The organism is Mycobacterium haemophilum DSM 44634, assembly GCF_000340435.2.
Taxonomy (GTDB): Bacteria; Actinomycetota; Actinomycetes; order Mycobacteriales; family Mycobacteriaceae; genus Mycobacterium; species Mycobacterium haemophilum.
In genome coordinates, this window is record NZ_CP011883.2 from 4,118,622 (window position 1) to 4,131,066 (window position 12,445).

Sequence of the window (12,445 nt, forward strand, 5' to 3'; positions counted from 1 at the left end):
CGCCGAATCGGCGTGTCGCGTCGCAGAATTCACACTCGGCGAAGAGGACTCCTAGACCGGGATGAGCCCGTGCTTACGTCCGACCCGCCACCACTGCTGCTTGTCGCGCAACAGATGTAGCGACTTGCGCAGCAACAGCCGGGTTTGGTGCGGCTCGACCACAGCGTCGATGAACCCGCGCTCGGCGGCGATCCACGGGATCGCCATGTTGAGGTTGTAGTTGTCGACGAAGGTCTTGCGGATCGCTTGCGCGTCTGGCGAATTCGGGTCGGGGAAGCGCTTCATCAAGAGCTGCGCGGCACCGTCAGCGCCGATCACGGCGATGCGCGCGGTCGGCCAGGCAAAGTTCAGGTCTGCGGTCAGCTGCTTGGATCCCATGACCGCGTACGCGCCGCCATAGGACTTGCGGATCGTGATCGTCACTTTCGGCACTTCGGCTTCCACCACCGCGTACAGGAACCGACCGCCGCGCTTGATGATGCCGTTTTTCTCCTGCTCCACTCCCGGCAAGAACCCAGGCGTGTCCACCACGAACACCAACGGGATATTGAACGCGTCGCAGAACCGGATAAACCGCGCGGCCTTGTCGGAGGCCTCGTTGTCAATCGCCCCGGACATGTGCATGGGCTGGTTGGCCACCACGCCGACGGTGCGGCCGTCGACGCGGGCGTAGCCGGTGATGATGGCCTGTCCGGCTTGTGCGGCAACATCCAAAAAATCACCGTCGTCGAAGATCCGCAGCAGCACCTCATGCATGTCGTACGCCGTGTTGTCCGAATCCGGCACGATCGCGTCGAGCTCAAGGTCGTTTGCCGTGATCTGCGGCTCCAGCCCGGGGTTTACGATCGGCGCTTTGTCGAAGCAGTTGGGCGGCAGGAACGACAGGAAATCCCGCACGTAGCCGAAGGCGGCGGCCTCGGACTCCACCACCTGGTGGATGTTGCCGTAACTGGCCTGGGCGTCGGCACCGCCCAGCTCGTCCAGGCTGACGTCCTCACCGGTCACGTCCTTGATGACGTCGGGGCCGGTAACGAACATGTAGCCCTGGTCGCGCACCGCGACCACCAGGTCGGTCTGGATCGGCGAATACACCGCTCCCCCAGCGCATTTGCCCAAAATGATGGAGATCTGCGGCACGATGCCACTCAGCAGTTCGTGCCGGCGGCCCAACTCGGCGTACCACGCCAGCGAGGTCACCGCGTCCTGGATGCGTGCGCCGCCGGAGTCGTTAATGCCGACGATCGGGCAACCGACCATCGCGCACCACTCCATCAGCCGGGCCACCTTGCGGCCGAACATCTCACCGACGGTGCCACCGAACACCGTCTGGTCGTGCGAGAACACCCCGACCGGCCGGCCGTTGATGAGGCCGTGCCCGGTGACAACACCGTCGCCGTACAGCGCGTTGGGATCACCCGGGGTCCGCGCCAGCGCGCCGATCTCGAGGAAACTGCCCGGATCGACCAGCTCATAGATCCGGGCGCGGGCGCTGGGGATGCCCTTCTTCTCGCGCTTCGCGGCGGCCTTCTCACCGCCGGGCTCCTTGGCCAGCTCCAGCTTTTCGCGTAACTCGGCCAGGCTCGCGGCCGTGCTCTTCGTGGTCATTTGGGCGCCTTCTGCTCAGCCCCGATCTTGGTCAAGGCCCGGCTCATGTGTTCGCCCACCTTGGCGATGATCGGCTCGTCGATGGCCTGGATGTGCTCGCCACCGATCGGCACCACCTCGAGGTCGGAAACGTACTCGCCCCAGCCGCCGTCCGGTTTACGAACGGCATAGCGCGGCTCGAACATGATCGCGTCGTCATGGTAGCGATCAGCCATGTACAGGGTGACATGCCCGTCGTAGGGCTGGATCTGGGCGGTGTCGATCGCCCGGTTATCCAGATACGACGTGCGCTGGTGCTCGATGATCCCGGCCGGGATCTGCACCCCGCTCTGGCTGACGGCGTCCAGCACAAACCGGACCTGGCCCTCGTCGTCGAGCTCCTCAAGCTGCTCGTAGGGGATCGCCGGGACGGTGACGTTGAAGGTCTTCTCAGCGAACCGGGCGTAGCGATCCCAGCGCTTGCGGATCTCCTCCTTGGTCTGCGGGATCTCCTCGCCCGCGCGTACCGCGTCGATCAGCCCCACCCACGCGACGTCCTTGCCCTGTTGCTTGAGCCCGATCGCGCACGCGTAGGCCAGCACGCCGCCCAGCGACCAACCGGCCAGAATGTAGGGGCCGTCGCCCTGCATCTCGATGAGCTTCGGCACGTAGGCCGCCGCGCGCTCTTCGATCGAGCCTTCGACCCGCTCGAAGCCGTACATCGGGGTATCGGCCGGCAGCCGCTTGAGCAACGGCTCATACACCACGGTCGAGCCGCCGGCCGGGTGGAACACAAACACCGGAGGCGTCGAGCTGCCCTCCGGCCGAGCACGCAAGGTGCGGACGAACCCGTCGATCTGCCCGGCCTCCAGGTAGTTGCGCACCTTGTCGGCCAACGCCTCGATGTTCTCCGAGGTCAGCACGTCCTCGGCGGTGATCGGCCCTTCAGCGCGCTCGGAGAGCCGTTGCGCCATCTTGGCTGCGGTGTCACCGTCCAGCTTGGGCAGCGTATTGAAAATGCCGCCCGGGGACTTCCCGGTGACGACCGCCCAGGTCGCGAAGGTGACTCGCTCGGCGGCATCACGCGGCGGCACGTCAGAGTTCAGCGCCTTAGCCACCGCTTCTTGGCTCAGCGCTTCTGCTGCAGCAGCGAGATCCGGCTTGCTGCCGTTACCCAACGGGCCCGACGGATCCGTCGGTGGAGGAGGAATCGGCGCCTCGGCTGCCGGCGGCGCGGGGGCGGGGGTGCTGACGGCAGTACCGGCCACCAAGTCCGCCTGCGCTTTAGCGATTTCAGTGGCTATTTCGGAAGCCGTCTGGGTCTTCTGGTACTCGTGTAGCTGCTCGACTTCGTCGCGGTGCTCGATCGCGTACTCGATCAGCTTCTCGACGTTGTAAAGGTTGGCGTCGCGTACCGCCTGCAGCTGGATCGGCGGCAGGTCGAAGTCGTATTCGACGCGGTTCTTGATCCGCACCGCCATCAGCGAGTCCAGGCCCAGCTCGATCAGCGGCACCTCCCACGGCAGGTCTTCGGGTTCGTAACCCATGGCCGCCGCCACGATGGCGCCCAGTCGTTGGCTGATGGTCTCGCCGGAGTCGGGTGACCATCTGCCCATGTCGGACCGCAGGTAACGGTTGGTCAAACTGTCCGTCAGGGTTTCCGCCGCCGGTTCCACTGTCTCCGTTGGCGGAGCCTCTGGGGCCACCGTCGGTGCAGCCGCCATCGCTGTACCCGCACCCACCGCGGCCGGCAGCACTGATTCTTGACCAGCCCGGGCGACCAGGGCGTCGTACACCAGCGTGAAGGATTCGTCGATGCGGGCATGCACCTGAACCGAGGCGCCGCCGGGGTGCCGAGTCAACGTCGTCACCAGCCGTGCACTCTCGCCGGGCATCGCGCGCTGCTCGGCAGCCGTCAAGTGTGCGTCCGGAAGCACTTGCGCCGCAGCGGCTCTCACCAACGCCGCGAGATCCGTTTTGTCCCGGGGCGCGAATTCCCAGACGTGCCGACCGTCCGGCAGCCCGACATGGTTTCCCGGCATGAGCACCGAGCCGTCGCTGGCGAAATGCACGTCGAGCCAGTGTTCCTTGCGTTTGAACCGGGTCGGCGGAATGTCGGCGTAATCCTCGGGTCCAACGGCGCGACTAAACAGAGTCCAGATGTCCAGGTCGTGGCCATACACATAAAGCTGCGCCATGGTCGAGATCATCGACTCAACTTCGTCAAGCTTACGGGCCAGCGTCGGGATCAGCTGGGCGTCAGGCAAACCGGACGCTGCCGTGGTCAGACCCACCTGCATCAACGCCACCGGGTTGGGCGCCAGTTCCAGGAACGTAGTGTGGCCGCTGTCGACGGCGTTGCGGATGCCCTGGGTGAAATAGACGCTGTGCCGCAGCCCCTTCTTCCAGTAATCGACGTCGTGGATCGGGTCGGCGCCGGGCTTGATGTAACTGCCCTCGTGCACCGTCGAGTAGATGCCGGCCGTCGGGCTCATCGGCCTGATGCCCTGTAGCTCCGCGGCGAGTTCGCCGAGCAGCGGATCCATCTGCTGGGTGTGGCTGGCGCCCTTGGTCGCGAACTTGCGGGCGAACTTGCCCTCCGATTCCGCGCGGGCGATGATCGCGTCCACCTGGTCGGGCGGGCCACCGATGACGGTCTGGGTGGGCGCGGCGTAGACGCACACCTCGAGATCGGGGAAATCGGAGAACACCGTCTTGATCTCGTCGGCGGAATACTCCACCAACGCCATCAACCGGATGTACTCGCCGAACAGCATCGCCTCGCCCTCACCCATCAGATGCGAGCGCGAGCAGATCGCCCGAGTGGCGTCGCGCAACGACAGCCCCCCAGCGAAGTAGGCGCAGGCGGCTTCGCCCAGCGACTGGCCGACCACCGCGGCGGGCTTGGCGCCGTGATGTTTCAGCAGCTCCCCCAGCGCAATCTGGATCGCGAAGATGGTGACCTGGGTGGTTTCGATGCCGTAGTCCTGCGCGTCGTCCAGGATCAGCTCGAGGATCGAGTAACCCAGCTCGTCTTGCACGAGGGCGTCGACCTTCTCGATCCACTCGGCGAAGACCTCGTTGCGCAGGTACAGGCTCTTGCCCATCTTGCGGTGCTGCGCGCCGAACCCGGCCAGCACCCACACCGCGCCGTTGGTCACCGGACCGTCCACGCTGAACACATTCGGCCGCTGCTTGCCCTCGGCGATCGCCCGCAGACCCTTGATGGCCTCGTCGTGGTCGTGGGCCAGCACCACCGCGCGGGAGCGCCCGTGGTTTCGCCGCGACAGCGAGCGACCGATCGACTCCAGCGACAACGCCCGGCCGTGCGGGCTGTCCATCCAGTCCGCCAGCTCGGCGGCGGCGGCCTTCTTGCGGGATGTCAAAAATGCCGACACCACCAAGGGGACCAGTGGCTTGGACAAACCTTCAGCAACCTCTTGGGCCGCAAGCTCTTCCAGTGCGGCTTCCTTGAGCCGCAGCGCCTCTTCGGTGACGCCGGGCAGCTCCAGCTCAGCCTCGTCCTCGGGCGCGGGCGTGTCGGTGATGATGTTGCCGAAGTCGTCGAACCGCAGCGCGTGACCTTCGAGCGTGGGCGTTTCGGCCGGAGCCGCTGCTGGCGCGGGGGCCCCGGGTTCGGCCTCACGCTCGATCACGTCGCGAGGCAGGACCTCGCGCACCACCAGGTGCGCGTTGGCGCCGCCGAAGCCGAAGCTGGATACCCCGGCCAGCGCGTAGCCGCCGTAGCGCGGCCAATCAGTCGCGGTGTCAACGACTTTCAACCGCATCGCATCGAAGTCGATGTAGGGGCTGGGTCCGGCGAAGTTGATCGACGGCGGCAGCTTGTCATGCTGCAAAGCCAGCACCACCTTGGCCATGCTGGCCGCACCGGCCGCCGACTCCAGGTGTCCCACATTGGTTTTCACCGCGCCCAGCAATGCCGGCCGGTCGGCGGGACGCCCCCTACCGACGACGCGGCCCAGCGCCTCGGCCTCAATCGGGTCACCCAGCACGGTGCCGGTGCCGTGCGCCTCGATGTAGTCGACGGTGCGCGGATCGATGCCGGCGTCCTTGTAGGCCCGGCGCAGCACGTCGGCCTGCGCATCCTGGTTGGGTGCGATCAGACCGTTGGACCGGCCGTCATGGTTGACCGCGCTGCCGGCGATGACCGCCAGGATCTGGTCGCCGTCACGGCGGGCGTCGTCCACCCGCTTGAGTACCAGCATGCCGCCACCCTCGGAGCGGGTGTAGCCATCGGCGTCCGACGAGAACGACTTGATCCGGCCGTCGGGAGCCAGCACCGCACCGATCTCGTCGAAACCAAGGGTCACCATGGGCGTGATCAAGGCATTAACCCCCCCGGCCACCGCGACATCGGCTTCACCGTTGCGCAGCGCCTGCACGCCCTGATGGATCGCCACCAGCGAGCTCGAGCATGCGGTGTCGATGGTGACCGACGGGCCGCGGAAGTCGTAGAAGTACGACACCCGGTTGGCGATGATGGAACTGCTCGTACCGGTGATCGCATAGGGGTGGGCGACCGTCGGGTCCGAGACCGCCAAGAAGCTGTAGTCGTTGGTGGAGCTGCCGATGTACACGCCGACGGCCTCGCCACGCAGACTCGACGCGGGGATGCGGGCGTGCTCGAGGGCCTCCCAGGTCAGCTCCAGCGCCATCCGCTGCTGCGGGTCGATGTTGTCGGCTTCGGTCTTGGCGACCGCGAAGAACTCGGAGTCAAAACCCTTGATGTCCTTCAAATAGCCACCGCGGGTGCGGGCCTGCGCGATTCGCTGCGCCAGCCGCGGCTCGTCTAGGAATTCCGACCAGCGGCCTGCGGGCAGATCGGTGATGGCGTCGCGGCCTTCCAGCAGCGCCTGCCAGGTTTCCTCAGGGGAGTTCATGTCACCCGGTAGCCGCGTCGACAAGCCCACGACCGCGATGTCAACGCGCTCCGCGGGGCCGGTGCGCGACCAGTCGACAGCGTCCACGCCGTCATCGTCGGGCTCGGGTTCGCCCTCGATGATCCGGGTCGCCAGCGATTCGATGGTCGGATGCTGGAAGGCCACCGCGACCGATAGCGTGACGCCGGTCAGGTCTTCGATGTCGGCCGCCATCGCCACGGCGTCCCGCGACGCCAATCCGAGCTCCACCATCGGCACCGACTCGTCGATGTCGTCGGGCGACTTCCCGACGGCCTTACCCACCCAGTTGCGCAACCACTGCCGCATTTCGGGCACGGTTGTTATGCGCCGCTCCTCCTCATCGCTGCGCTCTGCATCGTCGCCGGCGCGCATCTCGGTCTTGTTGGCGGGGGGGTTCTCCTGCGGTTCGTCTGTATCAGCCATGATTTCAGGACTCAGCAGCGAAGACCGTCGGGGAGCTGGCGCCGCTGCGCAAACTGCCGTCGATATAGGCGGCGCGGCAGGCGCGGCGCCCGATCTTTCCGCTGGAGGTCCGGGGAATCGTTCCAGCCTGCACCAGCAGCACATCACGCACGGTCACCCCGTGCCCGACAGCGATGGCCGCGCGAATGTCGTCAGCGATGGGCTGGTAGTCGAGCTTGTGCGTGCCGGCGGCGCGCTCACCGACGATCACCAGCTGTTCGGAGGTGTCCTCGGCGTCGAACTTCAGGCCGGCGTGCGGGTCGTCGAACACCGTCTGGGGCAGCTGGTTAGCTGGGACGGAGAAAGCGGCTACGTAGCCAACGCGCAACGCCTTGGTCGATTCCTGTGCCGTGTACTCCAGGTCCTGCGGGTAATGGTTGCGGCCGTCGATAATGACGAGGTCCTTGATCCGGCCCGCTATATAGAGGTGGTCCTTGAAGTAGGTGCCGTAGTCGCCAGTGCGCACCCACAGCGCGTCGTCGGGGGCTCCCTCCGCGCGCGACTCGCTGATCCGCGATTTGAGGATGTTCTTAAAGGTCTGGGCGGACTCTTCTTCCTTGCCCCAATAACCGGTACCGAGGTTGTTGCCGTGCAGCCAGATCTCACCGATCTGCCCGTCCGGCAGCTCGGTGGCCGTGTCGGCGTCGACGATAATCGCCCATTCGCTGACCCCGACCTTGCCCGCCGAGACCTGGGCGACCGCGTTCGGTGCGTCGGCGGCCACCTCAACGAACCGCTGGTTGTTCAGCTCGTCGCGATCCACGTGAATCACGGTGGGCTTCTCGTCCATCGGGGTGGTCGAGACAAACAGCGTCGCCTCGGCCAGCCCGTAAGACGGCTTGACGGCGGTCTGCTTCAAACCATACGGCGCAAACGCTTCAAAGAACTTGCGCATTGACGCCGGTGACACCGGCTCGCTGCCGTTGAGGATGCCCTTAACGTTGCTCAGGTCCAGTGGCGGCTCATCATCTCGGGGCAGCCCGCGCATCGCGGCGTGTTCAAACGCAAAGTTCGGCGCGGCCGAGAAAGTGCCGCCGGTGTCTTCGGGCTTGCGCGCGAGTTCGCGGATCCAGCGACCAGGCCGACGCACGAACGCCGCGGGCGTCATAAAGGTGAAGCTGTGGCCAAGCACCGACGCGAGCAGCACCGTGATCAGACCCATGTCGTGGAAGAACGGGAGCCAGCTGACCCCACGGTCGCCTTCCTGCCCTTCCAGCGCATTCAGCACCTGCACCACATTGGTGGGCAGGTTCAGGTGGGTGATCTGCACACCGCTCGGAATGCGGGTGGAGCCCGACGTGTACTGCAGATAAGCGACGGTTTCCTCGTTGGCCTCGGGCTGCTGCCAGGTGGCGGCGACCTCGGTGGGCACCGCGTCAACCGCGATGACGCGGGGGCGCTCCTTGGCTGAACGAGCGCGGATGAACTTGCGGACACCCTCGGCGGAGTCGGTGGTAGTCAGGATCGTCGAGGGGGTGCAGTCGTCAAGTACCGCGTGCAACCGGCCGACGTGCCCCGGCTCGGCCGGGTCGAACAGCGGCACCGCGATCCGGCCGGAGTACAGGGCGCCGAAGAAAGAGATCAGATAGTCCAGGTTCTGCGGGCACAGGATGGCGATGCGGTCGCCCGGCTGGGTGACTTGCTGCAGGCGGGCCCCCACCGCACGGTTGCGTGCGCTGAACTCGGACCACAGAATGTCGCGCGCGACACCGTCGCGTTCGGTGGAGAAATCCAGGAACCGATAGGCCAGCTTGTCGCCGCGAACCTTCGCCCACTTTTCGACGTGACGAACCAGGTTGGTATTAGCCGGGAACCTGATCTTTCCATTCACGATGAACGGGTTGTGGTACGCCATGCGACCCTCTCCTGTCACGACACATCTCTCGGTCGGCTTCGCCGACGGTTCCATCTGCGCACGGGCCAGCCTTCGCGCGGCGCACATTTAGACGTGCGCTGGCCACTGCTAGCTTCGACCCGAACGGGTCAACCACATGCTCTTAAATTTCTCTTAATGTTAGGCGGCGGCGCGCGGCAGACCAAATCACAAGGTACCGCTGATCGCGCCCATTAGCGGCCTACTTTAAGTCATGTCATCCATGCTTAGGATGCGGCGCGTCTTCGATAAGCCGATGCACCCAATTCAATGTCCAAACGGTCGCGGGCGCCCCGTCGAGGTGCCAGAACTGGGGAGTGGCATACATCGCGTGGATCGGCTGGCCGGCGCCGCCGGCCAGCGTGTTCAGCGTAGCCGGCAGGTTAGCGACGCTGAATGCCTCCGTCGGGGCAGCGCAGATCAGGTCGCCGGGGGCGCAGATCTCGTTGGTCTTGCTGTCCAGCGCGCCAAAACCACCAGGCCGCGCACCCGTCATGGTCAGACCGAGCCCGGACAGAACCGGCACCTCGTGCAAGGTGACCTCGGCACCCTCGCCCGGCGGGTTGGGCCCGACGTCGTTGCCCACGCCCTGTTGGCGACGGCCGTCGGCGATCAGCGTCACACCGAGCACCAGGTCGTCATCGACGGGTCCGCGGCCGTTGCCGATATCGCTGGCGATGTCGCCGGCGATCACCGCGCCCTGCGAAAAGCCGACCAGCACGTAGCTGGTCAACGGGCACTTGTTGTTCACGTTGGTCATCTCTTGAACCATCGCGCGGGTGCCTTCGGCACGGCTGTCGTTATAGGTCATCTGCTTGTCGCCACTGAGTGGATTGTGGAACTGCGCGGTGTACGGAATCGTGTACGTCTGCACTCGGGAGGTCGGAAACTGCTGGCCGATCGTCGTAGTCAAGTTGCGCAGCAACGCATTCGGAAATTGCACCGGATCAAGTGGATTGTCCTGCGAAGACGATTCCCAGGTGCCGGGAACAACGATCAACTGCACGTCGGGGCAGGACGCGTCTTGAAAAGCGGGCCGGGGCTTGCGCGGGTGAGGTGAGGTCGACGGAGTGGGCAGTACGCCGGGCGGCACCGCACTGGGCGGGGATTCGGTGCTGCGCAACATGATCACCACGGCCACAATGACCAGCGCCACGACGGCCGCCATCGACAAGGCGGCCGTCCAGGCGAGGACTCGGTGGCGCTTACGCCGCGCGTTCTTGGCCTTCTTGGCCATCGGGGTCTCCTGCTAGCAGAGTCGGTAGGTCGCTTCGAAGGGGTCCGGTGCACATACGGTGGGCGGTGGTGACGCGCACCCTGACCGCCCGGAGCGCACGCCCTACACGCTACCGGCTCGTTGCACAGCACCGCCCGTGCTGCTGGCGCCTCCCTAGCGAATGGCGCCGACGATATCGCCCGACATAACAGCCAACTGCGGCGCCCACGTCCCCCAGCCGTTGTCACCGCCGCCCGGGAAGTCAAAGTGACCGTTGTGACCACCGGCGCTGCGGTACTGCTGGTAGAACTCCCGGGAGCTGCCCATCGCCGCGCCCGCCTGGCCGATCATTGCGGCGTCGTCGCCGCCCATATTCATCGGGCTGTAGACCCACACGCGGGTGTTATTCTGCGCCAGCAGCGCGGCATGCACGTAGGGGTCGTGCCACTTCCACCGGCCCAGCTGCGGGGCGCCCCACATCCCGTTACCGTCGATGCCGCCGAACTGCTGCAGGCCAGCCAGGATCGCGCCGTTGTAGTTGGTGCTCGACGGGTACACAAACCCGGACAGCGAACCGGCGAAGCCGAAGCGGTCGGGGTGGAAGGCGGCCAGCGCCATCGCGGCATACCCACCCTGCGAGGCGCCGACGGCCGCGTGGCCGCCGGGCGCCAGGCCCCGGTTAGCTGCCAGCCAGTCGGGCAGCTCGCTGGACAGGAAGGTGTCCCACTGCTTGCTGCCGTCGTTCTCCCAGTTGGTGTACATGCTGTAGGCGCCGCCGGCGGGCGCCACCACCGAGATCCCCTTGCCGGCCAGCGTGTTCATCGCATTGCCCGCGGTCACCCAGTTGCTGACATCCGGGGCGGCGTTGAAGGCATCGAGCAGGTACACCGCGTGCGGCCCGCCGGCCATGAAGGCGACCGGGATATCACGGCCCATCGCGGCCGACGGCACCATCAAGCTTTCGTAACCCGCGGCCCCGGCGTTGCCGGTGGTTCCCGTCAGCACGGTCACAGCTCCCACCCCGACCGCCAGTGTGGCAACGCAGACCACCCGCAGAACTGCTGACAGACCCCGCATGTCTACCTCCATCGCCGCCGCTGTGTGCACACTATCCAGCGCCCAGCGAACCCACGTCCGCAGGGTAGTGGACCACAACACACTCGTGGGAGCTACCCGGAAATAGCTAACGGCGGCGACCTTCACAGGTCGCCGCCGTTAGCGGGATTGGCTAGGCGCCCTGAGTGGCCTCACCGCCAGCGTTGGGCGTCGCACCCAAATGCTGCTGTAGGTCCGGCTTCATGGCTTGTAGCTGCTCGCCCCAGTACTCCCAGCTGTGCGTGCCGCTGTCCGGGAAGTTGAAGACCGCGTTGTGGCCGCCGCCTGCGTTGTAGGCGTCCTGGAACTTGATGTTGCTGGTACGCACGAAGCCCTCGAGGAACTTGGCGGGCAGGTTGTTGCCGCCCAGCTCCGTCGGCTTGCCGTTGCCGCAGTACACCCAGATGCGGGTGTTGTTAGCGATCAGGGTGCCAATGTTCACCGACGGGTCATTACGCTTCCACGCCGGGTCCTCCTTCGGACCCCACATGTCCGCGGCCTTGTAGCCGCCGGCGTCACCCATCGCCAGGCCGATCAACGTGGGACCCATTGCGTTGGAGGGGTCCAGCAAGCCCGACATCGCGCCGGCATAGATGAACTGCTGCGGGTGGTAGATCGCCAGCGTCAGCGCCGACGACCCGGCCATCGAAAGACCGACCGCCGCGCTGCCGGTGGGCTTGACCTGCTTGTTGCTCTGCAGGTACTGCGGCAACTCGCTGGTCAGGAAGGTCTCCCACTTATAGGTCTGGCAACCGGCCTTGCCGCAGGCCGGGCTGTACCAGTCGCTGTAGAAGCTGGACTGCCCGCCGACCGGCATGACTACCGAAATGCCCGACTGGTAGTACCACTCGAACGCGGGGGTGTTGATGTCCCAGCCGCTGAAGTCGTCTTGCGCGCGCAACCCGTCTAGCAGGTACAGCGCGGGCGAGTTGGCGCCTCCGCTTTGGAACTGGACCTTGATGTCGCGGCCCATTCCCGCCGAGGGAACCTGCAGGTACTCCACCGGCAGTCCCGGCCGGGAGAACGCTCCGGCGGTCGCCGAGCCGACGACGCCGATCAGACCCGACAGCAGGGCCGCACCCACGGCCCCAACCACGAGTCGGCGCGGCATACCCGCCACGGCGCCTCGAAACCTATCAACAAACTTCATCCTTGCTTCCTCATCCTTTACGCGCATTGTTACGTTTCGGCGCATCCTCAATCAGGTAGGACTGCATGCGCTAAACGCTGCAGTGCCCGTGTAGTCAACCACAACTTAGGGCATCCGCTGTCATCGAGCGAGTCGCTCAAACC

6 protein-coding genes are annotated in these 12,445 nt (G+C 65.8%); all 6 read right to left on the reverse strand.

Annotated features, from left to right (window positions below):
• Nucleotides 1–51: 51 nt before the first annotated feature.
• Nucleotides 52–1,605: an acyl-CoA carboxylase subunit beta gene (locus B586_RS19170; protein ID WP_054879105.1), complete on the reverse strand. Its 1,554-nt coding sequence runs from the start codon at nucleotides 1,603–1,605 to the stop codon at nucleotides 52–54.
• Entirely contained in the window at nucleotides 1,602–6,929 is a 5,328-nt protein-coding gene (pks13, locus tag B586_RS19175; protein WP_054879104.1) for a polyketide synthase Pks13, read from the reverse strand. The genes B586_RS19170 and pks13 overlap by 4 nt, the downstream gene beginning before the upstream one ends.
• Nucleotides 6,930–6,933: 4 nt before the next feature.
• Nucleotides 6,934–8,823: a long-chain-fatty-acid--AMP ligase FadD32 gene (fadD32, locus tag B586_RS19180; RefSeq protein ID WP_047314795.1), complete on the reverse strand. Its 1,890-nt coding sequence runs from the start codon at nucleotides 8,821–8,823 to the stop codon at nucleotides 6,934–6,936.
• A gap of 235 nt (nucleotides 8,824–9,058) precedes the next feature.
• Nucleotides 9,059–10,078 (reverse strand): carboxylesterase Culp6, encoded by a 1,020-nt coding sequence (culp6, locus tag B586_RS19185; RefSeq protein WP_047314794.1) that lies wholly within the window; start codon nucleotides 10,076–10,078, stop codon nucleotides 9,059–9,061.
• A 153-nt stretch (nucleotides 10,079–10,231) separates the two neighbouring features.
• The gene (locus B586_RS19190; RefSeq protein WP_047314869.1) at nucleotides 10,232–11,134 is read right to left on the reverse strand and encodes an esterase family protein; all 903 of its coding nucleotides are present in this window, start codon (nucleotides 11,132–11,134) and stop codon (nucleotides 10,232–10,234) included.
• 151 nt (nucleotides 11,135–11,285) lie between these two features.
• A complete protein-coding gene (ag85A, locus tag B586_RS19195; RefSeq protein ID WP_047314793.1) occupies nucleotides 11,286–12,302 on the reverse strand; it encodes a diacylglycerol acyltransferase/mycolyltransferase Ag85A in 1,017 nt (338 codons plus the stop codon).
• Nucleotides 12,303–12,445 lie beyond the last annotated feature (143 nt).